General features: G+C 61.0%; 24 protein-coding genes. 17 read left to right on the top strand and 7 right to left on the bottom strand.

What is annotated here, in order from left to right; genetic code table 11:
* The 4 genes from dusA to ACR0JN_RS05585 are packed head-to-tail and all read left to right on the top strand — an operon-like array spanning position 1 to position 3,406.
* Positions 1-996 (top strand): tRNA dihydrouridine(20/20a) synthase DusA, encoded by a 996-nt coding sequence (gene dusA, locus ACR0JN_RS05600; protein ID WP_480884674.1) that lies wholly within the window; start codon positions 1-3, stop codon positions 994-996.
* A gap of 41 nt (positions 997-1,037) precedes the next feature.
* The gene (locus tag ACR0JN_RS05595; RefSeq protein ID WP_480884673.1) at positions 1,038-1,862 is read left to right on the top strand and encodes a sulfite exporter TauE/SafE family protein; all 825 of its coding nucleotides are present in this window, start codon (positions 1,038-1,040) and stop codon (positions 1,860-1,862) included.
* Entirely contained in the window at positions 1,859-2,641 is a 783-nt protein-coding gene (locus ACR0JN_RS05590) for a hypothetical protein (RefSeq protein WP_480815225.1), read from the top strand. Before ACR0JN_RS05595 ends, ACR0JN_RS05590 begins: the two co-directional genes overlap by 4 nt.
* A gap of 36 nt (positions 2,642-2,677) precedes the next feature.
* Positions 2,678-3,406, top strand: a complete 729-nt coding sequence (locus ACR0JN_RS05585; RefSeq protein ID WP_480884672.1) for a SpoIIAA family protein — start codon at positions 2,678-2,680, stop codon at positions 3,404-3,406.
* A 353-nt stretch (positions 3,407-3,759) separates the two neighbouring features.
* Here ACR0JN_RS05585 and ACR0JN_RS05580 read toward each other — a convergent pair whose 3' ends face one another.
* The 3 genes from ACR0JN_RS05580 to ccmI are packed head-to-tail and all read right to left on the bottom strand — an operon-like array spanning position 3,760 to position 5,701.
* Positions 3,760-3,993 (bottom strand): DUF1289 domain-containing protein, encoded by a 234-nt coding sequence (locus tag ACR0JN_RS05580; protein WP_480884671.1) that lies wholly within the window; start codon positions 3,991-3,993, stop codon positions 3,760-3,762.
* A gap of 17 nt (positions 3,994-4,010) precedes the next feature.
* Entirely contained in the window at positions 4,011-4,475 is a 465-nt protein-coding gene (gene ruvX / locus ACR0JN_RS05575) for a Holliday junction resolvase RuvX (protein ID WP_480884670.1), read from the bottom strand.
* The gene (gene ccmI / locus ACR0JN_RS05570; protein WP_480884669.1) at positions 4,472-5,701 is read right to left on the bottom strand and encodes a c-type cytochrome biogenesis protein CcmI; all 1,230 of its coding nucleotides are present in this window, start codon (positions 5,699-5,701) and stop codon (positions 4,472-4,474) included. The genes ruvX and ccmI overlap by 4 nt, the downstream gene beginning before the upstream one ends.
* A 176-nt stretch (positions 5,702-5,877) precedes the next feature.
* Here ccmI and ACR0JN_RS05565 point away from each other — a divergent pair, with 176 nt between their 5' ends.
* The 5 genes from ACR0JN_RS05565 to ACR0JN_RS05545 all read left to right on the top strand — a co-directional run bounded on the left by ACR0JN_RS05565 (position 5,878) and on the right by ACR0JN_RS05545 (position 11,804).
* Positions 5,878-7,122, top strand: a complete 1,245-nt coding sequence (locus tag ACR0JN_RS05565) for a sarcosine oxidase subunit beta family protein (RefSeq protein WP_480884668.1) — start codon at positions 5,878-5,880, stop codon at positions 7,120-7,122.
* 84 nt (positions 7,123-7,206) lie between these two features.
* On the top strand, positions 7,207-7,536 hold the full coding sequence (locus tag ACR0JN_RS05560; protein ID WP_480884667.1) for a sarcosine oxidase subunit delta: 330 nt from the start codon (positions 7,207-7,209) through the stop codon (positions 7,534-7,536).
* A 67-nt stretch (positions 7,537-7,603) separates the two neighbouring features.
* Positions 7,604-10,618, top strand: a complete 3,015-nt coding sequence (locus ACR0JN_RS05555; protein ID WP_480884666.1) for a sarcosine oxidase subunit alpha family protein — start codon at positions 7,604-7,606, stop codon at positions 10,616-10,618.
* A complete protein-coding gene (locus ACR0JN_RS05550; RefSeq protein ID WP_480884665.1) occupies positions 10,611-11,177 on the top strand; it encodes a sarcosine oxidase subunit gamma in 567 nt (188 codons plus the stop codon). The genes ACR0JN_RS05555 and ACR0JN_RS05550 overlap by 8 nt, the downstream gene beginning before the upstream one ends.
* A 201-nt stretch (positions 11,178-11,378) precedes the next feature.
* Positions 11,379-11,804: a hypothetical protein gene (locus ACR0JN_RS05545; protein ID WP_480884664.1), complete on the top strand. Its 426-nt coding sequence runs from the start codon at positions 11,379-11,381 to the stop codon at positions 11,802-11,804.
* Between the two features lie 120 nt (positions 11,805-11,924).
* On the opposite strand, the gene ACR0JN_RS05540 is transcribed toward ACR0JN_RS05545, so the two are convergent.
* Entirely contained in the window at positions 11,925-12,686 is a 762-nt protein-coding gene (locus tag ACR0JN_RS05540) for an FkbM family methyltransferase (RefSeq protein WP_480884663.1), read from the bottom strand.
* A gap of 100 nt (positions 12,687-12,786) precedes the next feature.
* On the opposite strand from ACR0JN_RS05540, the gene ACR0JN_RS05535 reads away from it, so the two are divergent.
* The 3 genes from ACR0JN_RS05535 (at position 12,787) to ACR0JN_RS05525 (ending at position 15,154) form a co-directional block, all read left to right on the top strand.
* Positions 12,787-13,386: a superoxide dismutase gene (locus ACR0JN_RS05535; protein ID WP_480884662.1), complete on the top strand. Its 600-nt coding sequence runs from the start codon at positions 12,787-12,789 to the stop codon at positions 13,384-13,386.
* Between the two features lie 125 nt (positions 13,387-13,511).
* Complete coding sequence (locus ACR0JN_RS05530) at positions 13,512-14,450, top strand: ABC transporter permease subunit (RefSeq protein ID WP_480884661.1); 939 nt, start codon at positions 13,512-13,514, stop codon at positions 14,448-14,450.
* A 242-nt stretch (positions 14,451-14,692) separates the two neighbouring features.
* Positions 14,693-15,154: a host attachment family protein gene (locus ACR0JN_RS05525; protein ID WP_480884660.1), complete on the top strand. Its 462-nt coding sequence runs from the start codon at positions 14,693-14,695 to the stop codon at positions 15,152-15,154.
* A 38-nt stretch (positions 15,155-15,192) separates the two neighbouring features.
* Here ACR0JN_RS05525 and ACR0JN_RS05520 read toward each other — a convergent pair whose 3' ends face one another.
* Positions 15,193-15,744, bottom strand: a complete 552-nt coding sequence (locus ACR0JN_RS05520; RefSeq protein ID WP_480884659.1) for an LOG family protein — start codon at positions 15,742-15,744, stop codon at positions 15,193-15,195.
* A gap of 126 nt (positions 15,745-15,870) precedes the next feature.
* Here ACR0JN_RS05520 and ACR0JN_RS05515 point away from each other — a divergent pair, with 126 nt between their 5' ends.
* From ACR0JN_RS05515 to ACR0JN_RS05505, 3 genes are all read left to right on the top strand, one after another.
* Positions 15,871-17,331 carry a LysM peptidoglycan-binding domain-containing protein gene (locus tag ACR0JN_RS05515; protein WP_480884658.1) on the top strand — a complete coding sequence of 487 codons (1,461 nt, stop codon included), beginning with the start codon at positions 15,871-15,873 and terminating at the stop codon, positions 17,329-17,331.
* Positions 17,332-17,408: 77 nt separating this feature from the next.
* Positions 17,409-19,214, top strand: coding sequence for an ABCB family ABC transporter ATP-binding protein/permease (locus ACR0JN_RS05510; RefSeq protein WP_480884657.1), 1,806 nt, complete (start codon positions 17,409-17,411; stop codon positions 19,212-19,214).
* A 42-nt stretch (positions 19,215-19,256) separates the two neighbouring features.
* Positions 19,257-19,658 (top strand): DUF2147 domain-containing protein, encoded by a 402-nt coding sequence (locus ACR0JN_RS05505; protein ID WP_480884656.1) that lies wholly within the window; start codon positions 19,257-19,259, stop codon positions 19,656-19,658.
* Between the two features lie 50 nt (positions 19,659-19,708).
* On the opposite strand, the gene ACR0JN_RS05500 is transcribed toward ACR0JN_RS05505, so the two are convergent.
* Together ACR0JN_RS05500 and ACR0JN_RS05495 are read right to left on the bottom strand one after the other, a co-directional pair.
* Positions 19,709-23,494 carry an efflux RND transporter permease subunit gene (locus ACR0JN_RS05500; RefSeq protein ID WP_480884655.1) on the bottom strand — a complete coding sequence of 1,262 codons (3,786 nt, stop codon included), beginning with the start codon at positions 23,492-23,494 and terminating at the stop codon, positions 19,709-19,711.
* Complete coding sequence (locus ACR0JN_RS05495; RefSeq protein ID WP_480884654.1) at positions 23,491-24,723, bottom strand: efflux RND transporter periplasmic adaptor subunit; 1,233 nt, start codon at positions 24,721-24,723, stop codon at positions 23,491-23,493. Before ACR0JN_RS05495 ends, ACR0JN_RS05500 begins: the two co-directional genes overlap by 4 nt.
* Positions 24,724-24,948: 225 nt before the next feature.
* Here ACR0JN_RS05495 and ACR0JN_RS05490 point away from each other — a divergent pair, with 225 nt between their 5' ends.
* Both ACR0JN_RS05490 and ACR0JN_RS05485 read left to right on the top strand, forming a co-directional pair.
* Positions 24,949-25,620, top strand: coding sequence for a hypothetical protein (locus tag ACR0JN_RS05490; RefSeq protein WP_480884653.1), 672 nt, complete (start codon positions 24,949-24,951; stop codon positions 25,618-25,620).
* Between the two features lie 42 nt (positions 25,621-25,662).
* Positions 25,663-26,985, top strand: coding sequence for a PQQ-like beta-propeller repeat protein (locus ACR0JN_RS05485; RefSeq protein WP_480884652.1), 1,323 nt, complete (start codon positions 25,663-25,665; stop codon positions 26,983-26,985).
* The last annotated feature ends 6 nt before the right edge of the window (positions 26,986-26,991 follow it).

Genomic DNA, 26,991 nt, shown 5'->3' with positions numbered 1-26,991 from the left:
TTGAAAAGTAACGCAGAAAAAGCCGCGCGTTTAAGCGTTGCACCGATGATGGACTGGACGGATCGGCACTGCCGCTATCTGCACCGGCTGCTGAGTTCCCAGACCTTGCTGTATACCGAGATGGTGACGGCCCCCGCCTTGGTGCGGGGTGGTGCGCTGCATCTGCTGGCCTACAACCCCGAGGAACACCCGGTCGCCCTGCAGCTTGGCGGATCGGACCCGGATGAGCTGGCGCAGGCAGCAAAGCTGGGGGCCGAGGCCGGGTATGATGAGGTCAACCTGAACTGCGGCTGCCCCTCGGACCGGGTGCAATCCGGCACGTTCGGGGCGGTGCTGATGAAAGATCCCGCCCGCGTCGCCGAATGTGTCGTGGCCATGCGCGAGGCGGTGGATGTTGACGTGACCGTCAAATGCCGCATCGGCGTGGATGAGCAGGACCCGCATCAGGTTCTGCCCGCATTTCTGGAACGGATCAGCGCTGCAGGGTGCAAACGTGTGACGATCCACGCCCGTAAGGCGTGGCTGCAGGGTCTTAGCCCCAAGGAAAATCGCGATATCCCACCACTGGATTACGATCTTGTGCACAGAATGAAGGCGGATTTCCCCGATCTGCACATCTCGATCAACGGGGGTATCACGTCTTTGGACGAGGCACGCGCGCATCTGGATGCGGGTCTGGATGGCGTGATGATCGGACGCGCGGCCTATCATCAGCCGACCGACATTTTGGCCTTGGCCGATACGCTGATCTTCCAGAGCGGAACGGACAGCGATCCGATTGCCATCGTCCGGCAAATGGTGCCTTATGTCGAGCGGCACTTGTCCACCGGGGGCCGCTTGCATCAGATCACCCGGCACATGCTGGGCCTTTTCGCGGGCCGTCCCGGCGCACGCGCGTGGCGGCGTGCCTTGTCCGAGGGCGCGGTGCACGAAGGGGCCGGGCCCGAGGTGATGATGCAGGCACTGGATCACGTGGCCCCGATGGCCGAGGTCTGAAGGAACTGAACCACGGCCCGGATGGCCAACTTGGGGGGAAGATGCCCGACGCGATGTTGCTGGCCCAGATGCTGGGCCTTTTGCTTGTAATCGGGGCGCTGGCCGGAGTGCTGGCCGGGCTGCTGGGCGTTGGCGGCGGTATCGTTCTGGTGCCAGCTTTTTTCTACGCTTTTCATACGCTTGGCTATGGCGGGCCGCAGTTGATGCAACTGTGTCTGGCGACCTCGTTGGCGACGATCATTGTGACCTCTCTGCGGTCGGTGCTGGCCCATGACAAAAAGGGCGCTGTCGATTGGGATATCCTGCGCAGTTGGGGGCCCGGCATCATAGTCGGAGCGATTTTCGGCGTGCTTGTGGCATCAGCTTTGCGGACGGAAATGCTGCAGGCCTTGTTCGGCGTACTGGGCATGGTCATTGGCGCATATCTGGGTTTTGGCCGGTCCGAGTGGCGGTTGGGCGACGCGATGCCCAAAGGGGTCAAGCGCGCCCTGCTGTCCCCGTGGGTTGGATTTCTGTCCGTGCTGATGGGCATTGGAGGCGGCAGTTTCGGGGTGCCGCTGATGAGCCTTTACAACACGCCCATTCACCGCGCCGTAGCGACGGCGGCCGGGTTTGGTGTGATCATTGCGGTGCCCTCGGTGATCGGGTTTCTGTTTCTCGATGTCGCTGCAGAACACCGCCCGCCGTTGACCATCGGGGCTGTCAACCTTGTGGCCTTCGCAATTGTTGTCACCATGACGATGATCACAGCGCCGTGGGGTGTCAAACTGGCCCATGCGATGGACCCCAAGCCGTTGAAACGGGTCTTTGCGGTGTTCCTGACACTGGTTGCCTTGAATATGTTGCGCAAGGCTTTGGGACTATGAGCGATTTCCGGGCCAAAGGGTGGATCAGGTTTCCGTATGATCCAACGCTGGCCGAGTGGGTGAACCATGCCCTGCCCATTGCGCGGGCCGCGACCACCGATCCCGCCCATGCCGAGTGGCTGGATTGTGAGGGCACATGGTTCATCGGTGTCGATGCCCTGCCAAATGACGCTTTGGGCCGGGTAGGGCAGTCCGGCCCTCTGGCCGGGCGAGCGGCAGAGTTCATCGCGCAGCATTACGGGCCATTACCGCTGCACAAGGGGCAGATCTCGGTCATCTATCCCGGCTATCCACGCCCACGCCGGGGTGAGGGCGAAGCCGCCACGCGCTATCGCCGCAACCGGGACGCGGCCCATGTGGACGGGTTGCGCCCGATGGGGCCGGATCGCCGCCGCCGGGTGGATGAGCCGCATGCTTGGATATTGGGTATTCCGCTGACCGAAGCCAGCGCGGATGCTGCGCCGATGGTTCTGTGGGAAGGCAGCCACATCATCATGCAACAGGCCTTTGCCCGCGCCTTGGCCAATCAGCCACGCGAGACGCTGCATCAGGTGGACATCACTGACATCTACCAAGCCGCCCGGCGTGAGGTATTTGAGACCTGCCCAAGGATCGAACTGCCCGCCAAACCCGGCGAATCCTACCTGCTGCACCGCCATTGCCTGCACGGAGTGGCCCCGTGGGGGCAGGGGGCCTCGGCCGGTCCGGATGGACGGATGATCGTGTATTTCCGCCCCGAATGCGCCGGGGGAGTGGCCGAATGGATCGAATCCCCATAACCTCCTGTCATTCTTTGATTTCGGAGGGTTTGGCTCATGATGACGGTTCACACAAGTACCGACGGTGCGCAGATCGAAGTCGAATTGTCGGGCGAGGTCACCAGCGCCGATTACTCTGACACTTTGGCCCCCTCGATCGAGGCCGCGTTGGCCGAGCATGACGCGGTGCGCCTGCTGGCCATCGTGCAGCCGGAATTCAAAGGTTATGATCTGGGTGCGGTCTGGTCCGACACAAAGCTGGGCCTTGGCCATTGGCGCGGGTTCGACAGGATCGGCGTGGTGGCGGATCAGGGCTGGGTGCAGACCAGCATTCGCCTGGCCGCCCCAATCTTGCCCTGCCCGGTGCAGGTGTTCGAACTGGCCGAACTTGAGGAAGCCCGTCGCTGGATACGCGAGTCACTCGGCTCGATCCACGTCACCGATCTGGGTGCGCCCTGTGTACAAATCGGGCTGCTGGGCAAGCTGGACCCCGACCAGTACAAACAGGCCGAGACCGATCTGGCCACGCTGCTACAGGGCCGCGATGGGTTCCGCCTGTTGATTGACCTGCGAGAGTTTGATGGCTGGCAGGGCCTGTCGGCGTTGGCGGCGCATTTCCGGGTGGCCAGCCGCCACATCGGGATGCTCGACCGCGCGGCGATTGTCGGGGATAAGGCCTGGCAACACATGGCGCAGCGGGTCGCGATCCATGTTCTGGGGACACGGACCCAGTTTTTCCCATCGGGTGATTTTGAGAATGCCAAAGCCTGGCTGGCCGCCGGTTAGGCAGGGCTTCGTGACTTGGGATGAAAGCCGGAAAACCGGGAGATCAAATCCGAAAATTGATGGGGGCAGTACCCCGCACTTGAGCGAGCGTAATATGACGCAAGGGAATGCGTTGGCCGAGGGGATTTTTTCTTGATTGATTGGTCAAAAAGCAACAGAACGCGGGCGTTTCCCATCACGGACGGGAAGCTGCGTGATCGCGCCGCGCCGCCGTGGGTCGTCGGCTATTCGACTCCAAGCCCTTAGGTTTCTTACCCCCTCGGAACCCGGGCCTGACCTGCGGCGGCGCAAATCTTGGCCCGTGCCTGCGCAAGCCACGCCGAAGAGCTTCGGAAACAGCGAAAATAGTTGGATTAAGACCCGTTCAAACGCCCGGCGCGACCACCGCGGCGTTTCGAAAGCTGCGGCTTGCGCGAGGGCAGTTCATGCATGATCTCGGCGCGTTCGGAACTGTCCATTTTCGACCAGCGCGAGATTTCGTCGATGGTACGGTAGCAGCCGGTACAAATCCGCTCGGTCGGGTGCACGACACAGATTTGGATACAAGGGCTTTCGACCTCGTTCCGTTTCCAAACCATGTTCGTCATTTGCGGCCTCCGACCGGTTACAAAAAGCGCAGCCTGTCCAAGGCTCCCTGCAAGATATAGCCAGCCGCAACGTGATCGATAACCTGTCCGCGACGTTTTCGTGTCGTATCCGCCTCAAGCAGTGCCTTTTCTGCCGCAACGGTGCTCAGCCGTTCGTCCCAGAACCCGATGGGCAATTCGGTCAGGCGAGACATATTGCGCGCGAATGCGCGGGTGGATTGGCAGCGCGGGCCTTCGGTGCCGTCCATGTTCTTTGGCAGGCCAAGCAGGATGCCTCCGATCTCGCGATCCGCGACGATTTCCAGCAGGCGCGCCGAGTCCAGCGTGAACTTTTTGCGCCGTACGGTTTCCAGTGGGCTGGCCACCCCGCGCATCCGGTCCGACACCGCGACGCCGATGGTCTTTTCGCCAAGGTCCAGCCCCATCAACGCGGTCATGGGCGCGAGGCTCTCGGCAAAACCCTCGAACTCGTCATAGATCATTGCGCGATTCCGGCTTGCAGGGCGGCGGCGTCGATGATCTGCAGCGCGGCTGCGTCATCGGCGAAAACGGTCATGGCTTCATCCCGGATATCGATGGCGCGCTGGGCCTGGCCCAGAACCCCAAGGGCGGCGATCAGGCGGCCCCATTCCTCGGGCGAGCCGCCTTCAGTGGCCAAACGGTCCGAGAGTTGATCCACCATGCCTTGAATCATTTCCTGCCGCTCATCGGGCGTCAGGTCCGCAGCGGCGGCCATGTCTTCCTGACTGGGGCCAGACCCGGATGGCGCGACACTCAGGTCCGGTCCGTTGAAGATGCCTGCGCGAAAGGCCAGTTCGTTGATCTGCGCCCGAATAATATCCGCCCACGGCGCGCCCGCTGGTGCATCATGCAGGGTTTCGGCCCACACACGGTAGGCAATGTCCGGACGCCCGATTTGCGCCAGCATCTGCCCCCAGTAATAGCGGGCCGGACCATGTTGCGGGTCGCGGTCTAATGCTTGTTTCAAGGCCTGTTCCGCCTCGGGCGAGATATAGCCGCCGGTGGCAAGGATCATCATCTCGGCCAGATCCGCGTAAGCGTCCGCTGTCGCCGCCTCGCCAGACAACTCGATCACCCGTTGCTGAGCGGTGTATCCGGCCTTGAAATTACCGGCGTTGGTTTCGTGTTGCGCCAACAGCATGTGCCCGTTCGCATCGTCCGGTCGCGCTGCAACCGTTTCGCGCAACTGCTTGAGAAGGGAGGCATAGCTTTCGTCCAATTCGCGTGGCTGTGGCCGGTTCGTAAACTCTTCGGCTGCAGCTTGGCCCGGGCGGTTCGCGCGCACTTCCTTGGCCATTTCCACTCGCGCGTTCAAGGGCAAGTCCGGCAGGCCAACAGCACCCATTCTGTAGTACATCGCAAGGGCCCCGCCAATCAGGAACAGCGCCAGCACTGATATGGTAATCACCGAAGCCACCCGAGATGGCCCCGCCTGATCCCCGTCCTGCTGCATCTGCGCATCCGCCGCCAGAATGCGGCGCGAGATTTCGGTGCGCACCCGTTCTGCATCAGCCTCACCGATCACGCCGCGCGCCAAATCACGGTCCACACCGGCAAGCTGTTCGCGATACACGCGCAGATCATACGCCGCTGCCGGTTCCGCACCGCGACGGGTGCGCAGCAACGTGTAGCTGAGGAAAGCCGCAATCAGCAGCGCGATGAGGAGTATCAGAACCCAGAACGTCATGGTCCCTCCGGTATGGTTGTCCTGACTTAGACCTGCACGCGCCCGGAAAAAAGGGACAAAAAGACGCGAGGGGTACTCATGTCGCAATAGCGCAGTATTGTGACGTTGCATGGCGCGGGTATTATGCCGCCACACGGCATATGTGCGTGCAATCACCGAACCGGATGGATTCGCTTATGAAACACTACTCAGCCTTTGCGGTGGCGCGGGAAGCGCTGCGCTATCACACCGGATGGGAACGCGCCTGGCGTTCGCCCGAGCCCAAGAAGAAATACGACGTGATCATTGTTGGCGCGGGGGGCCATGGTCTGGCGACGGCATATTATCTGGGCAAGAACTACGGCATCCAGAATGTCGCGGTGATCGAGAAGGGCTGGCTGGGCGGTGGCAACACCGGTCGGAACACGACGATCATCAGGTCGAACTATCTGCAGGACCCCTCGGCGGCGCTTTATGAAAAGGCGCGGGGCCTCTACGAGGATCTAAGCCAGGACCTGAACTACAACATCATGTTCAGCCCGCGCGGTGTGATCATGCTGGCCCAGACCCAGCACGAGATTCGCGGCTATCAGCGCACAGCGCATGCCAACGCGCTGCAGGGCGTGAAGACCGAGTGGATCGGCCCCGAGCGCGTGAAAGAGCTGGTGCCGATCATCAATCTGGAAGGTCCGCGCTATCCGGTTCTGGGCGGCCTCTGGCAGGAACGCGGCGGCACCGCGCGTCACGATGCGGTGGCCTGGGGCTATGCCCGCGCCTGTTCGGCCATGGGGATGGACATCATCCAGAAATGCGAAGTCACCGGCGTGCGCCAGGAAAACGGTCGCGTTGTCGGGGTCGATACCACCAAAGGCGCGATAGACTGTGAAAAGCTGGGCATCGTGGTTGCGGGGCACTCAGGTCAGCTGGCCGAGATGGCGGGCTTCCGCCTGCCGCTGGAAGCCGTGGCGCTGCAGGCGCTGGTGTCCGAGCCGATCAAGCCCTGTATGGATGTGGTCGTGATGGCCAACACCGTGCACGGCTATATGTCTCAGTCCGACAAGGGCGAGATGGTAATCGGCGGCGGTACCGACGGGTTCAACAACTACACCCAGCGCGGATCGTTCCACCATATCGAGGAAACCGTGCGCGCACTGGTCGAGACATTCCCGATGATCTCGCGCCTGAAGATGCTACGCCAGTGGGGCGGGATCGTGGATATGACCGGTGACCGGTCTCCGATCCTGTCGAAAACGCCTCTGGGCGGATGCTTTATCAATGCAGGCTGGGGGACCGGGGGCTTCAAGGCCATTCCGGGTTCGGGCTGGGGCATGGCGCAACTGATGGCAACAGGCCATTCGCCACTTACCGAAGCCTTTACTCTGGACCGTTTCAAAGAAGGCCGCTTCATCGACGAAAGCGTCGCCGCCGGGGTGGCGCACTGATGGAGATTTTTCGTCGAAAAATCTCGGGCACCTTCTACGTAGTTTTACAGGCTGCCCCGTCGCGCCTGCCGAAAGGATGACCACATGCTGATCCTGAATTGCCCCTATTGCGGCGTGGATGCCGAAGAGACCGAACTGGCCGCAGGCGGCGAAGCGCATCTGAAGCGCTACGGCCCCGGCTCATCGGATGATGATTTCCACGACTACCTGTTCATGCGCGAAAACCCCAAGGGCGTGCATTTCGAACGCTGGCGCCATGCCAATGGCTGTGGCAAGTGGTTCCATGCCGCCCGCTGTACGCAGACGCTCGAAGTTTTTGGTACCTATCCGGCCCAGATCACCGAGCCGCCGAAAGAGGTCAAGGCCGCGATCACGGCCAAACGCCCCGGCTGGACGTGGAGAGAGTTCTCCTGATGCTTCATCTTTTCAAAAATACTCCCGCCGGAGGCCCCGACGCCTCCACATGCGAAAGGTCCGCACCATGAGCACCCGCCTCGCAAAACAAGGCCGCCTGATCGACCGTTCGAAACAGGTCACGTTCACCTTCAACGGCACCTCGATGCAGGGCTATGCAGGCGATACGCTCGCCTCGGCGCTGTTGGCCAACGATCAGATGATGGTGGGCCGTTCGTTCAAATACCACCGCCCGCGCGGCATGGTCGCCAGCGGTGCCGAGGAACCGAACGCTCTGGTCGGTCTGGGGCAGGGCAACCGGTTCGAGCCGAACCAGCGAGCCACCACGACCGAGCTGTTCGACGGGCTGACCTCGATCTCACAGAACCACTGGCCGAGCCTTGAACACGACATCGGCGCGGTCAACACCGCCTTCGCGCGGTTCCTGCCGGCCGGGTTTTACTACAAGACCTTCATCCACCCCAAGCCGTTCTGGAAACACGTCTACGAGCCGTTCATCCGCCAGTCCGCCGGTCTGGGCAAAGCGCCGGACAAGGACAGCCGCGATGCGGACACGTATGAGCATTTCTACGCCTTCACCGATGTGCTGGTGATTGGCGGCGGTGTCGCCGGTTTGCAGGCGGCCAAAGTGGCGGCTGCGTCCGGTGCCAAAGTCATGCTGATCGAACAGACCGCGCATTGGGGCGGTCGCGCTCCGGTTGATGGCGGCACGGTTAATGATGAGCCTGTGGATAAGTTCGTGGAACAATTGGTTTCCGAACTCGAAACAATGGACAACGTTACGATGCGATTGCGCTGCATGGGCGCAGGCGTCTACGACCACGGCTATGCCCTTGGCTACGAACGGCTGACCGACCACAAGCCGGGCACGCAGGGCCCGCGTCATCGCCTGTGGCGCATCCGGGCCAAGCAGATTGTGACTGCAACTGGTGCGATAGAACGCCCATTGTCCTTCGCGGGGAACGATGTGCCGGGCGTGATGCTCGCCTCGGCCATGCGGGATTACGTGGTCAACTGGGGGGTGACTCCGGGCGAACGAGTCATCGTTGCGACCAATAATGACGACGCTTACCGCACCGCGATTATCCTGAAGCAGGCAGGTGTGGATGTTTTGCGTGTTGTTGACGCGAGGGCAACCGCCGGACCGCTGGCGGAAGAGGCTCGTCAACTGGGTATCCGCGTCGATCCGGGCAAGGCGATTGCCAAGGTCAAAGGCGGCAAGCGTGTCAAGAAAGTTGCCCTCTGCAATCAGGACGGCATCGGCGGCGCGCGGGAAGAGGTCGAATGCGATGCGGTCGCCATGTCGGGTGGCTGGTCTCCGGTCGTTCATATGTGGTCGCATTGCGGCGGCAAGCTGATTTGGGATGAGACTCATGCGCATTTCCGCCCCGATCCCGACCGCCCCCCGCTAGGCGCGGATGGCGAAGGGCTTGTGCTGGCCGCTGGATCCTCGAACGGTCCGATGGCACTGTGTGACGTGCTGAAAGACGCGGATGCAGCCGGTAAGGCGGCGGCCAAGGCGGCTGGCTACAAAGCCAAACGCACCAAAGCTCCGGTCGGTGAAACCACCACCGAGGCCCCGATGGCCGCTGTCTGGCTGATGCCAGCCAATGCCGAGGTTCAATTGCGCATGAAATCCTGGCTGGACTTCCAGAACGACGTGAAAGTGTCCGACGTCCAACTGGCCGCGCGCGAAGGCTATGAGAGTGTCGAGCACACCAAGCGCTACACTACGCTGGGCATGGCGACTGATCAGGGTAAGCTGAGCAACATCAACGGCTTGGCGATCCTTGCTGATGCACTGGAGTCGGAAATCCCGAAGGTCGGAACCACTACCTTCCGTCCGCCCTATACGCCGATCTCGCTGGCGTCGATCGGTGGGGAAGCGCGTGGCGAGGTGTTCCAGCCAATCCGCCAGACCCCAATGCACAACTGGCACGACAAGAACGGCGCAGATTGGGAGCCCGTCGGCCATTGGCGCCGGACCTATGCCTATGTCCGCCCCGGCGAGTCGGTGCATGACGCGGTGAATCGCGAGGTGAAAAACACCCGTGAAAACCTCGGGCTGCTGGATGCCTCGACGCTAGGCAAGCTGATCGTCAAGGGGCCCGACGCGGGCAAGTTCCTGGACATGATGTACACCAACATGATGTCCACGCTGAAGGTCGGCAAATGCCGCTATGGCCTGATGTGTTCCGAGAACGGCTTTCTGATCGACGACGGCGTTGTGGCCCGCATTGATGACGACACATGGCTGTGCCACACCACCACCGGCGGGGCCGAGCGCATCCATGGTCACATGGAAGAATGGCTGCAGACCGAATGGTGGGACTGGAAAGTCTATGTCGCCAACGTGACCGAGCAATACGCTCAGGTCGCCGTCGTGGGTCCGAACGCGCGCAAGGTGCTGGCGAAGCTGGGCGGCATGGACCTGTCGAAAGAGGCGCTGCCATTCATGGAATGGCGTGACGGCAAGATCGGTGAGTTCGATGCGCGGGCCTATCGCATCTCGTTCTCAGGTGAGCTGTCCTATGAGATCGCGGTTCCCGCGTCGCAGGGGCAGGCTTTCTGGGACGCTCTGATCGAGGCTGGGCAGGAGTTCGGGGTGATGCCGTATGGCACCGAATGTCTGCACATCCTGCGGGCCGAGAAGGGCTTTATCATGATCGGCGACGAGACCGACGGCACCGTGATCCCACAGGATCTGGGGTTGCAATGGGCGCTCTCGAAGAAGAAAGAGGATTACCTCGGAAAACGCGCCCATACGCGCAGCAATATGGCCGATCCCGACCGCTGGAAACTGGTCGGTCTTGAGACTGTGGATGGTTCTGTCATTCCGGATGGCGCTTATGCGGTGGGCGAGGGCGTCAACGCCAACGGTCAGCGCAACATGATCGGACGTGTCACGTCGACCTATTACTCGGCCAATCTGGACAAGGGCATCGCCATGGGCCTGATCAAGCACGGGCCGGACCGGATGGGCGAGATTGTCGAATTCCCCGGCACCGACGGCAAAACCTATAAAGCCAAGATCGTGGACCCGATCTTCTACGACAAGGACGGGGAGAAGCAGAATGTCTGAACCCATCAGCGCACTGAACCACGCCAGCTATGATGGCATCGCCAAGGTCGAGGAATGCGGTCTGCAGGGCATGATAACCCTGCGCGGCGATCTGTCGGACAAGGTGCTGGCCAAATCCGTCAAAGACGCCACCGGCCAGAAGGTGCCGGGCCAGCGCGAGGCTCTGGTTGAGGGCGACACCGGCGTCTGCTGGATGTCCACCGACGAATTGCTGGTGCTGGTGCCTTATGCCGAGGTCGAGGCCAAACTGGCCGCCATGACCAATGCGCTTAGCGGCACGCATGCTCTGGCCGTCAACGTCTCGGACGCCCGCGCTTTATTCCGCATCTCTGGCAGCAGCGCGCGTGAGGTGTTGGGCAAGCTGGCCCCGGTCGACCTGTCAGCGGGCGCATTCCAACCCGGCCAAATCCGCCGCTCGCGTCTGGCACAGGTGGCGGGCGCGTTCTGGATGGATGATGCCGAGACCTTCCGCGTGGTCTGCTTCCGCTCGACGGCGGATTACGTCTTCAAACTGCTCAAGGTCGCGGCGCAGCCGGGCAGTGAGGTTGGGGTTTACTGAGCGCATAAACCAACAAAACAGCCGCATGTCGCGGCCGCCTTTTGAACAAGGCGGCCGTTTTCATTTTGGTCTTGAACAAGGGTCCGGCGGTCATTTATGGAGAAAGCCGACGGGCGGTCTCTCCCTAAGATTGTTTTGTGATTAAAGGATTATAAGGCCGCAAGTTGCAGTGTTATTCGCATAACTTGAGAGCATAAGAAGATGAAGAAACTGTTGGCCACCCTGGCTTTGACCCTGGCCGCAACCATAGCGAACGCGGAAATTTTGACCTATGACTGCACCCTGCACCGAATGGAGCGTGGGTGGATTCCGGAACGTGTAATCCTGAGTGTCGATGCCGAAAACAAGCGTGCGCGCGTTTACGATGGTTATATCAAGAAATTTGATGGCCAGCCCAAGGATGTCAGGTTCAAGGAAACGCGTAAAGGCGACTACCGGCTGATGTGGAAGATGAAAATTCCCGCCACCAATGGTGGGCTGATCTATGTCAGCTACACGGCCACGCTGAATCCTGAAAAACAACGTGTGGACATGGTGGCCAGGTTCCCGCAGGCAAACGCGGCGAACCGGCCCTCGGGGTATGGCGGTTGTTCTGTGAACACGGGTGGGTCGCTCTACGCCTCTTAATGCGACATCCCAGCCTGTTCGGGTCGCAAAACCAAAAGCCTCGGGTTGGTCCCGGGGCTTTCGTAAACACACCTCGTGCAACCCGGCCGGTCAGTGGACGCAGAGGTTGGATCAGGTGGCTCAGAAATGCAGCAACACGGTCCGGTACTTTGTCAGAGCCTTTTGTGAAAGAAGCCGTTCAGGTGACAAAGTCTGGAGGGTTTCATCCTTGAGATTGGGGTAGAAGTCCAGCATTTGCAGCAACTTCTGGGTCGCCTCAAACTGGTCGCCTTCCGCAAGTAACGGCCCGTGCAGCGACAGGAACAGGGTGGGTTTTTGCTGTTTCAGCCAGCCTACCAGCGCTGGCAGAACGAAAAATTCCGCCCCCTCAATATCCATCTTGACCAGAGACACGCGCGACAGATCATTCGCCGCCTCAAACTGATCCCAGCCAATCGTCAGCGCATCCGAACCATGCGCGCCATCATGGAGTAGGGAACTGGTGGAATCCCCCGGCTCGCCACGGACCGAGGCCATGCGGGCCACGCCAAACTGGTCCGACAAGGCCACGCCAAAGGCTGAGACATTGCGTATGTCGTTCAAATCAAGATTCCACGCCAAATGCCGGAATGCGGTGGGGTCCGGCTCGAAACACCAGACATGCCGCGCCCTGCGGCTGCCATAGAGGACCGTTGGGCCGATCCATGCGCCGATATCCAGATAATCGCTTTCGGGGGTCAGGAACCGGTCCAGAACGGCAAATGTCTCGGGCTCCCAGTCGCCGGCAGAGGCTTTGCGCCAGAATTTCGAATGATAAGGGTCCAGCCGGAACGTTTCGCCGTTCAACCGGCCATCATAGTACCCGCGGGCGCGGTAGAACATCTTGCGCGCCTGTGTCAGCATCGCGGACCTCCGGGTTTTCTTGTCGCGGCCCTTGACCTGCGGCGCTTGTCAAAGCATGTAACCTTTGGAACCGCAACAATCATTTCAACAGGGGGCCGAGATGGCTTTTGAACTTCCTGATCTTCCTTATGCACATGACGCGCTGGCAGCCAAGGGTATGTCCGCAGAAACGCTGGAATATCACCACGATCTGCACCACAAGGCCTATGTCGACAACGGCAACAAGCTGATCGCGGGCACCGAGTGGGACGGCAAGTCGCTGGAAGAGATCATCACCGGCACCTACGACGCAAACGCCGTGGCGCAGAACGGTATCTTCAACAACATCAGCCAGCTTTGGAACCACAACCAATTCTGGGAGATGATGGGCCCCGGCGACAACGCCATGCCCGGTGAATTGGAAAAAGCGCTGACCGAGAGCTTCGGCTCGGTTGACGAATTCAAGTCGCAATTTAGCGCCGCTGGCGCTGGTCAGTTCGGCTCGGGCTGGGCGTGGCTGGTCAAGAACGCCGATGGCTCGCTGGCCGTGACCAAAACCGAGAACGGCGTGAACCCGGTGTGCTTCGGTCAGACTGCACTGCTGGGTTGCGACGTCTGGGAGCATTCGTATTACATCGACTTCCGCAACAAGCGCCCGGCTTACCTTTCGAACTTCCTCGATAACCTGGTGAACTGGGAAAACGTCGCGTCGCGGATGTGAACACTGGTCCACTAAGGACGTGTCTGGGCCCGCCTGCGGAGACGCTGGCGGGTCTTTTTCGTAGAACAATGGTGGCAGTGATCACGTAACCTGTTTCAGAGAGCGTTGGTTCAGATCGAAATTCGGTGCACATTCCCTTTTTTGGCTGGGTCTATCCGCCGAAAAAATCAAGGTTTTTGCGTGGGCATGTACCGTTCGCCTTGCGGGTGAGTGTCGACCATGAGAGACCTGAACTGGCCGGCCGTAAAAGACATCGCTTCAACAACTGGACCCGTAGTTTGCGTGGAAACCGAATCTTAGATCATGTGATCCTTTTGGCCGGTGTTGTCCTGATGAGCGGTCCGGTCTGCTTGCTGATCTGGCAATTGCTATCCGCTCTCGAACTCTGGGATCTGTGGGTGCTGTTTGTGCAGATCTGGCGAGATGGCGTAAGCAGCGCGGGCATTGGGGCAGGGGCGATGATGTGGAATTCGCTCGTTTTGGCGCTTGGGGTCGCTGTCATCAAAAGTGCCATCTCGCTGCTGGCGGCTTATGCGTTGGTTTTCTTTCGCCTGCCCTTTGCGGAGGTGCTATATGGTTTGATCCTTGTTGCAATGTTCTTTCCGATCGAGACACGGATTTTGCCCACCTTTGCAATCACCAATGAAATCGGGTTGTTGAACACCTATGCCGGAATGATCCTTCCAATCACAGCCAGCGGGTTGGGTGTTCTGGTGTTCCGGCAATACATGCGGCAAATCCCGACCGAGGTGATGGAAGCCGCTCGGATTGACGGTGCTGGGTCGCTGCAGATCCTGGTTGATATCGTCATCCCGATATCTTTGCCGATGATCGCTGCGGTTTTTGCGATCTTGTTCGTTTTGGGTTGGAACCAGTATGTCTGGCCGATCATGATCACGACGACCAGCCAAGATCATGATACGCTGGTCCGAGGGATGGCCTATACCGGGTTTGGCGGCACGGCAGGAATGGTTTTGGCGCTTTTATCACTATTGCCGCCTGCACTTGTCGTGCTGTTACTGCAGCGATGGTTGATGCGCGGTCTGACCGCAGGCATTCACTAAGTGCATTTTCTTGTCAAAAGCGATTACACCGCCGACAAGGGTGAAAACCTGCCGACGCGTCAACTTTCGGCACCCCCATCTATTGTAAGCGACCCCGCGATACCTAGCTTATATTGTGCGGGAGGGAGAAATCCGCACATTCAAAAACAACGGGCGGCGCGCCTGCAGCCATAGGCGCGCGACAGAACAATTGCGCCCGGCGGATGAGGGATACCCAAAAGAAACCTTAACAGGAGATCACGATGGTCGCACTTGCACAGGGAACATGGGTTATCATTGCAGACGGGGAAAAGGCGTTGTTCATGGAGAACATCACCGACGCCGAGGACCCCAATTTGGTTGTCCTTTCGGTCGAGGAACAGGACAGCCCGAAATCGAAACCAACCGACCGGGCCGGGCGTCGAAATGACAACGGTCCGAACCAGAAGTCAGCCGTCGAGGATGCAAGCTGGAAGACCCATGCCAAATCTCTGTTCGTGCAGGATCTGGCCAATCTGTTGAATCGCAAAGGGTTGAAAGGGGCCTTCAAGCGCTTGGTTCTGGTCGCCAACCCACGCGTGCTCGGCCTGCTGCGCCGTCGGCTGCACAGCGAAGTGCTGGCCAAGGTCGTGGCCGAGGTCGACAAGACGCTGACCAATCATCCCTTGCACAAGGTCGAGAAGGTTCTGACGCACCGGCTAAAGCCTGATGCGCGCTTGGCCTGATCCATCCTTCGGGCGGCGCAGGCCGCCCGATCCCGTCGTTACTTCAGTTTTTCTCGCAACGTAGACATCGCCGATTCCGCGTCCTCAACCCAGGTGATGAACTCGCCCAGTGAGGCATCGGCAAAGCCCTGATCAATCACCTGATCCAGCAGCCTGCGCAGCGCGTCCCAATATCCGTCCACATTCATGACCAAAATGGTTTTGTCATGCAGGCCCAGTTGCCGCCATGTCAGCGCCTCGAACAGCTCATCCAGCGATCCGGGGCCTCCGGGCAGAACCACGACAGCGTCTGCGTTCATGATCATGACCTTTTTACGCTCGTGCATTGTTTCGGTGATCACGAAATGGGTCAGGTCGGTCTTGCCGACCTCGCGCTGAACAAGGTGCACGGGGATGACGCCGAATGTCTCGCCCCCCGCCGTCTGCGCCGCCCGCGCCACTTCGCCCATCAGACCGACATCTCCGGCCCCATAGACCAGCCGCCAGCCTTCGTTTGCCAGTAATGTGCCGAATTGCCGCGCGGCTTCGGAATATGCCGCATTTTCACCATTGCGTGACCCGCAATACACACAGACGGATTTCTGGGACATCTAAGGGGGTCTCCGGGCTTGTGTCAGACGTTTTGACCCGTGATAGCGAGATTGATAGATTGGCTCAACTGTCCGCCGGAATGCTATTGACTCAAAGCATTTGCGCCGCGGAGCGAAAGGAAAAGAATGGACGCCAAATCGGGAAACGGAAGCTCCGGGAATTTTGTCTGGGGGGTGATTGCCGGTCTTGTCGCAGTCTTGGGTGCGGGTGGCCTTTACCTGTCGGGCGTTTTCAGTACCCCGCCCGAGGTGGAACAGCAGGAGCAGACTGCAGACGTCCCGACCTCGGAAAGCCAGCCGCCCGAGGCGCCCGCAGCCGTTGAAGACAGCGCTCCGGCCGCTGAGCCGGTTGAACTGGCTGCCGAGGAGGAGCCCGCTGCTGAGCCAGTGGAAGAGGCGGCTGCGGAACCAGCACCTGATCAAACCGAGGAAATCGCGTCAGAGCCGGAGGCAGAAGCCCCTGTCGAGGCTGCAGAGGAAACGGAACCAGCCCCTCTGGGGAAGCCCGTTCTGGATCAGATATTTGTTGAGAAGGACGGCAACGCCCTGCTTTCCGGGGATGCAGAACCCGGCAGTCGGATGCGGGTACTGCTGAACGGGGCAGTGCTGCATGAGTTTATCGTTGGCCCCGGCGGTCAGTTTGCGGAATTCGTCACCATCCCGTTCAGCGACGCAGCACAGGGGCTGGTTCTGGAAAACTCGGATGGAGAGCAAACGGCTCGGTCGGATGACTACCTGATCGCAGCGCTGCCGAAACCGGTGGAAGAGCAGGTCGCAGCTACTGAGGTGCCGTCAGAAGAAGGCCAGCCGGAGGCCGCTGAGAATACAGAGCCGACCGGTGAAACTGAAGTCGCCAGCGTCACCGAACCCGAGGCGCAGCCCGAAGTTGCCGATGAGACGCCGACGGACGCGTCCAATGAGCTACAGACCGAAACATCCGAAGAGACTCTGACTGCCGAGGTCGAACCGCAGACCGCCGACGGCGAAACCGAGACCGCCGAAGCGTCGACCGAGGCTGCGCCCGAAGATCAGAAAATCGCCGTTCTGCGCTCGGGCGAGGAAGGCGTTGAACTGGTTCAGCCCCCGGCGACGCAAAGCGACGAACCGGAACAGATCGCTCTGGACACCATCGGATATTCGGACACGGGCGATGTCGAACTGACCGGGCGTGCGCCGGACGGGTCGGCTGTGCGCCTTTATCTGGACAACCGCCTTGTCGCCGATCTGGACCCGGAAGACGATGGCAACTGGCGGGGTGAGCTCGAGGGGATCGACCCTGGCGTCTACACCCTGCGAGTGGATGAAGTGAATACGGAGGGAACCGTGCTTAGCCGCGTGGAAACGCCGTTCAAGCGCGAACCGGTCGAAGTTCTGCAAGCCGCCGAAGCCGCAACAGGGGACTCGTCGCTTGAACAGGCGGCCCCGATCCGCTCGGTCACCGTTCAAAGGGGCGACACGCTGTGGGCCATCTCACGCGAGCGGTTTGGCGATGGCGTACTGTATGTGCGCCTGTTCGAGGCCAATCGCGAATTGATCCGTGACCCCGATCTGATCTATCCGGGACAGATATTTACAATTCCCGAATGAAATCGTCTCTGGCCTCGGCGCGGGCCGGGGTCTATCTCTGACCGCAGACAAGGTACGTGATGAGACGGACAGCCCCAATGACCACCGCTGATATGCCGGACCCAGATGAACGCCGCTCTGGCTGGCGCACGATCCGCAAGGTCGCGCCCTACCTTTGGCCGGAAGATGAACCTTGGGTCAAACGCCGCGTAGTCATTGCCATGGGCATGCTGGTGCTGGCCAAGCTGATCGCGGTGTACACGCCGATTCTGTACAAGGGCGCGGTTGACGCCTTGGCGGGTGAGGGCGTGCCGCCGCTGGCGCTGGGGGCCGTGGGGCTGACCGTCGCCTATGGCGTGGCGCGGATGATGACCGTGGGGTTCCAGCAGTTGCGCGATGCGGCCTTTGCTCCGGTGGGGCAGCGCGCGCTACGGGCGCTGGCTCTGGAGACCTTTCAGCACATTCACCAACTGTCGATGCGCTATCACGTGACCCGCCGCACTGGCGGTCTGAGCCGCATTATCGAGCGTGGTGTCAAAGGCGTTGAATTCCTACTGCGCTTCCTGCTGTTTTCGATCGGCCCTTTGATCCTGGAACTGCTGTTGGTCGCCATCATCCTGATGTGGCTGTTCGACGTCTGGTATCTGGTGGTCGTCGCCGTCACCATCGCCCTTTACATCTGGTTCACCTTTGCCGTGACCGAGTGGCGGGTGAAGCTGCGGCGCGAGATGAACGATCAGGATACCGAGGCCAACCAGCGCGCCATTGACAGTCTGCTGAACTTTGAAACCGTCAAATATTTCAACGCGGAAACCCGCGAAGCTGACCGCTATGATGTGTCGATGAAGGCCTACGCGGGGGCCGCGCTGAAGACGGCCTATTCGCTGGCCTTCCTGAACTTTGGCCAGTCTTTCCTGATCACCTGCGGCCTGATCGGCGTCATGGTTCTAGCCGCGATTGGGGTGCAAAACGGGTCTTTGACCGTCGGCGATTTCGTGATGGTCAACGCTTACATGATCCAGATTACAGTGCCGCTGAACTTTCTGGGCACGGTCTACCGGGAAATCCGGCAGTCGCTTGTGGATATGGGGCAGATGTTCGATCTGCTCGAACAACCTGCCGAGGTTAAGGACAAGCCAGATGCGCCCGATCTTGCTGTGAACGGCGGGGAAGTGACTTTGGAGAATGTCCATTTTGGCTACGACCCCGAGCGTGAAATCCTCAAAGGCGTGTCTTTGACCGTGCCGGCGGGGCAGACGGTGGCGATTGTCGGGGCGACCGGGTCCGGCAAGTCTACCATCGGGCGGCTGCTGTTTCGGTTCTACGACGTGACCGGAGGTGCGCTGAAAATCGACGACCAGGACGTGCGGGACGTCACCCAAACCAGCCTGCACGCGGCTATCGGTGTCGTGCCGCAAGATACCGTGCTGTTCAACGACACGATCCGCTATAACATCGCTTATGGCCGTGACGGCTCCACTCAGGAGGATGTCGAGGCTGCGGCCCGAGCCGCTCAAATCCATGACTTTATCGCTACGCTGCCCGAGGGCTATGACACTAAGGTCGGCGAGCGCGGCCTGAAGCTGTCAGGCGGTGAAAAACAGCGGGTCGGGATCGCGCGGACCTTGCTGAAGAACCCTCCGATCCTGTTGCTGGATGAGGCGACCTCGGCGCTGGACACAGACACCGAACAGGACATCAAGGATGCGCTGGCCCGCGCTGGTGAGGGGCGGACGGTGATCACCATTGCGCACCGTCTGAGCACCATCGCCGAGGCCGACCGGATCGTGGTTCTGGAAAGCGGCGAGATCATCGAGCAGGGCACCCATGACGAGTTGCTGTCCCAACAGGGGCGCTATGCCCAGCTTTGGAACCGGCAACAATCGGACACTCAGGCGGCCTGAGAGAAAATCTGTTAGACTGGCAAGCATAACGGAGGTGGTGGCATGCGGAATATATCAGTTGGAGTTCTGATCTCGGCACTTGTCGCCCTGATGCCGGTTGCGGCGTGGGCGGACCCGATCGTGGGCGTCTGGAAGACCGAGCCGGATCGCAAGAACCTGACCTCTCACATCCAGATCACCGCTTGCGGGGACAAGTTCTGCGGCAAGATTCTCTCGGCCTATGACAGTTCCGGCAAGGAAGTGCAGACGCCGAATATCGGCAAAAAGCTGTTCTGGGATGTGGCAGGCGAAGGCGGCGGCAAATACGGCGGCGGTGAGTTCTGGGTGCCGCTGATTGACGTCGATGCGGTGCCGCAGATGACCCTGCAAGGGGACCAGCTCAAGGTCAAAGGGTGTGAGCACCATATCTGCGCGCATCAGACCTGGACCAGATTGCAGTCCTAGCTTTTCGTAGTCCAAAGGAAAATGACGAGCCCTGCGGCTCGCCATTTGCTCTATTCAGCCGCTTTCAGCGGCGGGCCGGGGGGATGATCGCCCATTGGATTTTCATCCGGTGACGGGGCGGGGGTATCGCTCCAGACAATCTCGGTCGATTGCATGTCGCGCGCGGTGCGCCCGATGGCCATGTCCTGCGCGATCTTGCTGGACCGGCCCGCAGTGACCCGCGCCAGCACCTTGCCCAGCCATACGGCATAGGTCGTCACCCAGACCCGCAGCGCCAGGAAGGATGGTGTCACGATCAGCGTCAGAACTGTGGCAATGCCCAACCCGAACACCACGGCGGTCGCCAGTTGCTTCCACCACAGCGCGGTGGGGCTGTCGATGGAATAGCCGCCGTTGATGAAGTCCAGCGACAGGCCGAACATCATCGGGGTAAGGCCAGCCATTGTCGTCAGGGTGGTTAGCAGAACCGGGCGGATACGCGCCTCGGCCGTGCGGACGATGGCGTCGATCCGGGGCATATAGCGGCTGTATTCCTGATAGGTGTCGATCAGAACAATGTTGTTGTTCACCACGATCCCCGCCAGCGCCACGATGCCCGTGCCAGTCATGATGATCGAGAAGGGCTGTTGCATCACCAGCATCCCGATCAGAACCCCGGTGGTGGACAGAACCACGGCCAGAAGCACCAGAAGCGAGTTGTAGAACGAGTTGAACTGGGCCAACAGGATCACGAACATCAACCCCAATGCACCCGCGAAGGCGTTCATCAGGAAGGCACCGGATTCCTCCTGATCCTCCTGATCGCCGGTCCATTCCCAGCTTATCGCTTTCGAGAAGGGGTCTGTGTCCAGCCACTCGGTCAGAACGGCGATGCGTTCGTTGGGGTTGATCAGGGCGAACCGGGCGTCTCCGTTGTCGATGGCGGCGCGCAGACTGTCCGTTGTTTCGGCGCCTGTCAGTTGCAGAAGCTCGAACCGGGTGCCATCGGGGCTGGCGATCACCGTGCCTTTGGGTTCGGCCCCCTCGGCCACCTCGCGAACAACGGCCAGCCGTTGTTCAGAGCCTTCCGGTCCGTCGACAATCACCTTGGACAGGCCGGGTTCTACATCGGCTTTGACGTCGTAGTACCGTTCTTGATCAATCCGGTTGATCTCGGCCAGTTTCGCCACCGGCTTGCGGGTGATGAAGTTCGACAGCGGCACCAGACCGTCCGGTGTGCGCACCTTGAGCGAGTCCAGTGTGGACAGCACGCGGTCTTCCTCGGGCAGGCGGACGCGGATTTCGACCTCTTCATCCGTGTTGTCGGGGCGCATTTCGCCCAGCAGGATGCCGCGCGTGACCAGTTGCACCATCGCGCCAACCGTGGCCACATCCGCGCCGAACCGACCGGCCTGCGCGACATCCACGTCGATCTGCCAGTCGATGCCGGGCAGGGGCATCGTATCCTCAATCTTTATCAGGCCGGGCGTTTCATCAAAGACCGCGCGCGCAGAGAGAGCGGCGGCGGTCAGGTCTTCCCAGCCATCCCCCTTGATGCGCAGATGCACGGGTTTGGCCGAGGCAGGGCCCTGTTCCAGCGGGGTGATTTCAACGATGATGCCGGGAAGTTTGGCCAGTTCGGCATTCAATTCGTCCAGAACATAGTCGCCGTCAAACTCAGGCGAGATGATGCTGCGCTCGAACAACCCGCCCGCAACGGTTTCGGTGATGTTGGGGCGGTCTTCCCACGGGATGATCTCGAACTGGACACGCCCGACCGTGTCGGCGGGCGAGGATGCGCCGCCGTCGTTCTGGGTCAGGCCGCCTTCGCCCGCAAAGGCAAACACGTTGGTCACAGCCGGATGCGCGCCGATCACCTCTTCGGCGGCTAGCACCATCTCGTCCTTTTCCTCAAGCGACAGGTTGCCCCGTGCGCGGACAAAGGCCGTGGCCTGTTCCGGTTCGGTTTCGACGAAGAATTCCACGCCCCGGTTGTTGGCTCCGAAATAGGTCATAACGGTCATGACGCAGAAAGCGACGACAACAATCGAAACAATGGGCATGATCGGGTTACCGACCAGAAACTTGACGACGTACCCGAAGGGCGTGTGTTCTTTGGCGGTATGAACACGCTCTTCCCGACTGCGTTCGATCTTGGCCGCGCTAAGGGTGACGGAGCCAGCAAACCCGCCAGCGACCAGAAGCAGAGCGCCAAAGATCACCCCGCCTGCGCTGCCTTCGGGCATCAGATAGGCCGGGTTCAGCATCTGCATCGCGCCGAGGAAGATCATGTAAAGCGACGGCGGCACCAGAATCGCGCGCAGCCACCACGGCGCGGCCCCCCGCAGCCAGTGTGCGGCATGGTCAAAGACGCGGCTGAGGCGGCCCGAGACGCCACCCACCACCGGCAGGTAGATCAGCGCGACGATCAGCGAGGAGGACAGCACGAAGATCAGCGTGATCGGCAGCATCTTCATGAACTCACCCGGAACGCCGGGCCAGAACAGCATCGGCAGGAAGGCGCAGAGCGTCGTTGCGGTGGACGACACGATGGGCCAGAACATCCGCTGCGCCGCCTCGACATAGGCGTGCATCGGGCCGATGCCTTCCTTGATGCGCTTGTCGGCGTATTCCACGACGACAATGGCTCCGTCGACCAGCATCCCCACGGCCAGAATCAGCCCGAACATCACCATGTTCGAGATGCTGACGCCCATCACCGCGAGGAAGGCGAAACTCAGCAAGAATGAGGTCGGGATCGCAAAACCCACCAGAAGCGCCGCGCGTGTACCCAGCGAGGCCAGAACCACGATCATCACCAGCGCGATGGCGGTCAGAACCGAGCCTTCAAGCTGGCGCACCATGGAATCCACAATGCGGCTTTGGTCGTTCGAGGTGCCGACATCGACCGCTGCCCGCAGTTCGGCGGGCCATTTTTCCTGCGCGGCGGCGAGGGTCTCTTTGACCTGCGCCACGGTGTCGATCAGGTTGAAGCCTTTACGCTTGACCACCTGCAGGGCCACGGTCGGTTCGGTGTCGAACCGGGCGGTGCCTTCGCGGTCTTCGAATGTGTAGTTGATCTCGGCCAGTTCGCCCAGCGTCACCACGCGGTCGCCGTTGACCTTGACGGGCAGGCTATAGATGTCTTCGGCGGTCTTGAACGAGGACGGAATCTTGACCGAGAAACTGCCCTGCGCCGTCTCGACCTCGCCCGCAGCGATCAGTTGGTTGTTGTTCTGAACGACGGTGATCAGTTCGTCGGCTGTGACGTTGTAGGCCTCAAGCCGCAGCGGGTCGATGATTACCTCAAGCAACTCGTCCCGGTTGCCCGCGATCCCGGCCTCAAGGACGGAATCCAGCGCCTCAAGATCGTCCTGCAGGTCTTTGGCCACACGGGCCATTGTGCGTTCGGGGACGGCACCCGTCAGGTTGACGATGACGATGGGGAATTCGGACAGGTTGATTTCCGTCAGCGTGTATTGCTCGGCCCCTTCCGGGAAATCGGCCTGCGCACTGTTCATCGCGTCACGCACATCGGCGGTGATCGCGGTTTTATCCCAACCGAAATCGAACTCCAACGCGATCCCCGCATAACCTTCGGCAGCGGTCGCGGTCATCTCTTTCAGGCCGTCGAGATCCGCAAGCTCGGTCTCCATCGGCTTGATCAGCAGGTTTTCCGAATCCTCGGCGGAGATGCCGGGGAATTGCACCGACACGAACAGGGCGGGGATTTCGATATCCGGTTCACCCTCTTTCGGCAGACCGACATAGGCGAACCCGCCGACGATCAGCGAGATCGCGATAAAGGCCAGAACCATTCGGGCCCGGCCGGCTGCCCAACTGACAACACCCGTCATTGCGAGACGTCCTGATATGTCGGCGCGACGGCGACGCCGCGTGTGACGAATTCCTGCCCCACCACGATAACCTCGGCGCTTTCGGGCAGGCCGCCCAGCCAGACGCCATCAGCGGTATCGCGCAGCAGGCGGACCGGCACGAAATCAACAACATCGCCATCGCCGACAATGCGCACACCCAATTGCCCGTCGTTGTTCAGCGTCAGCGCGGATTGCGGCAGCAAATGCGCCTTCGCGCCCTCAGCCGCGATGCGGATTTCTGCGGTTTGGCCGTCGCGGATGGTCAGGTCGGGGTTGGGAACACTGATCTCAACCTCGAAGGTGCGGGTGGTTTCGTCCGCCGAGCGGCTGAGGAAGGTCACAAGACCCTCGACCTGCTGCCCCGTCACCAGCCGGGCAGAGGCCTTTGAGCCAACGGTAATCCGGTTCACCTCGGTCTCGGGTACGAAACCGACCAGCTTTATCGGATCAAGCTGAATGACGGTTGCGCACAGCGCGCCGGGTTGCATCAGGCTGCCCAGTTCGGCAGTGTCGCTTTCCAGCAGGCCCCGAAAGGGGGCTTCGATTGTCAGGCGGTCCATCTCGCGCTCGGCGGCTTCGACCTCGGCAGCGGCGGCTTCGATGCCAGCGCGTGTGGCTTCAAGCCCGGCTTCGGCGGATTTGATGCCAGCCTTCGCCGAGCTCATGGCGGCCTCGCTGGAGATACGGCGGGTTTCCGAGCCGAACCCGGTTTCCGACAGTTTGCGCGCGGCTTTCAGGTTGATATCGGCCTCGGCCACCAGCGCGTGTGCCTCGACCAGACGCGCCTCGGCTTCTGGGATGCGGCTTTCGGCTTCCAGCTTGGCGGCCTTGGCTTCCGCCAGCGCGGCGGGGCGCGATCCGGGGTCCAGTTCGCACAGCAAATCACCCGCTTCGACAAACGCACCCCGGCGCTTGGGTTCGGACGTCACAGTCGAGGTGGTTTCGGCCAGAACTTCGACCTGTCGGTTCGCCTGCGTCTCGCCGCGCAGCAGCACTGCGCTGTCGATTTCACGCGCAACCGAGCGGAGCGCGACCACGCCAACCGCGTCTTGATCCGTAGTCGGCTGTTCAGGTGACGTTGCGTCAGATAGTTCTTCGGCCGGGGCTTCTTCGCGCCCGGCAAAGGCAAACAACGCGTCGCGTTCAAAAACCAGCAGATATAGCGCAGCAATCACCAAGGCGGCATTGATGAATGAAATCAAACGCATAAAGGACCTCTCTTGGAATTATCAGCCACTTTGACCGCTAAGTACTGGTATAAAAATGGGGCACGTCACAGGGCTTTTCCACGCTGAACTGAATAGTTCAATATGTTTTTTTGCGCAAGGGTGCGGCATGACGGTGAAAATGGGCAAAATCGGACCCTTGGCTTGGCTTTGGTGCCGGGGTATGACATGGCGCACGAACGCGCAGTACACAGCCTGGGGACACGGATGAGCAACGTCGACAGTTTCATTGATGAAGTCACGGAAGAGGTGCGCCGCGACCGGATGTACCTGCTTTTGCGGCGCTGGGGCTGGGTTGGCGTTCTGATCGTGATCCTGATCGTGGGCGGGGCTGCGTTTAACGAATACCGCAAGGCGCGGGACACCTCGCAGGCGCAGAACCTGGGAGATGAGATTCTGGCCGCGCTGGCCCAGAATGAGTCCGCCGCACGTGCATCCGGCTTGCAGGCGGTTCAGGCGCAGTCGCCGGGCGGTGACGCCGTGCTGAACATGCTGCTCTCCGCCTCGCAGGTCGAAGCCGGGTCCGAGCAGGATGCGGTCGCAAGCCTGAACGCGGTCGCCACGCAGGGTGATATCCCCGAGATTTACCGTGCCGTGGCCAGCTTCAAGGCGCTGCTGCTGCAAAGTGAAACACTCCCCGCCGCAGACCGTAGGCTGCAGTTCGAAGCTCTGGCCACACCCGGGGCACCACTGCGCCTGCTGGCCGAGGAACAGCTTGCCCTGATCGACGTGTCCGAGGGCAATATCGACGCCGCGCTGGACCGGCTTCAAGCGCTGCGTCAGGATGCCGAGGTCGGCGTCGATCTGCAGCAACGTGCGGCTCAGCTGATCGTTGCGCTGGGTGGTGAACCTGAACCGCTTGTGGCGCAGCAGGGCTGATCTGGCGGGGCAAGACGAAATGACAGGCGAGTTCGGATTATCATGGTGACAAGAGTATTTTCCCGCATGGGTTTGCCGATTGCGGCACTCGCATTGACCGCGCTGGCCGCCTGTGAAGAGCCCGAGGCGATCCTGCCCGGTGCCCGTGAAGATATCCGTCCGGCCTCGGACTTGGAAACAGTCGAAAGACAGGGCTCGCAACCGATCAGCCTGCCGGGACATTCCGCAAATTCAAGCTGGTCGCAAAGCCCGGGAACGCCTGCCTACCGGACGACTAACGCCGCACTTAGGGCCACGCCGCAGCGCATCTGGTCGGCGTCGATTGGCGATGGCGACTCGCGCAAGCAACGCATCACGGCCGAGCCGGTCGTGGCAGGCGGGCTGATCTACACTCTGGATGCCGGTGCTACCGTATCTGCGGTGTCGCCGCAGGGGCAGGTGGTCTGGGACACGAACCTGATCCCGTCGCAGGATGGCGATTCGGATGCCACGGGTGGCGGCTTGGCCTTTGCCAACGGTGTGCTCTACGTCTCATCCGGGTTCGGGCGACTGACCGCGCTGGACGCCAAAACCGGGGCGATCCGCTGGCAGAAACGCCTGAACGCAACCGGCAGCGGCGCGCCGTTGGTCAATGACGGGCTTTTGTATCTGGTGGCCGGCGATGAAACCGGCTGGACGGTTGATACCAATGACGGTCGCATCGCCTGGCAAATCGACGGCACTCCAAGCGTGGGCAACGTTCTGGGCGCGCCTGCGCCGGTGATTGCATCGGATCTGGCCGTGTTTGCCTTTGGCTCGGGCGACATCGCCGCGACGTTCCGCCGGGGTGGTATCCGCCGCTGGAACGCCTCGGTCGCTGGTGGCCGCCGGGGCCGCGCGGCGGCGCAGATCGTGGATGTCACCGGCGGGCCGATGGTGGTTGGCGATACGATTTACATCGGCAACCACTCGGGCCGCACCGTCGCCTTCGACTCGGGTTCGGGTGAGCGTCGCTGGACGGCGGATGAGGGGGCCGTTGATACGGTCTGGCCTGCCGGCAACAGCATCTTCCTGATCAGCGACCGCAGCCAGTTGGTGCGTCTGAACGCAGCTGATGGGTCGATCATCTGGGCGCAGGACCTGCCGGGCTTCGTCAAAGACAAACGTGGACGCCGAGGCCCGATCTTTGCCCATTACGGCCCGATCCTTGCGGGCGGGCGGATCGTTGTCGCCTCGAACGACGGATATCTGCGCTTCTTCAACCCGGTTGACGGGGCGCTGGTGCATCAGGTCGAGGTACCGGGCGGTGCGACCACCGCGCCGGTCGTGGCTGGGCAAACCTTGTATGTTGTCTCGACCAAGGGCGATCTACACGCTTTCCGTTGACGGCAA

This window comes from Ruegeria sp. G12 (assembly GCF_056533565.1).
Note: the sequence above shows the minus strand (reverse complement) of the source record. Positions and strands in the feature narration are given on the sequence as shown.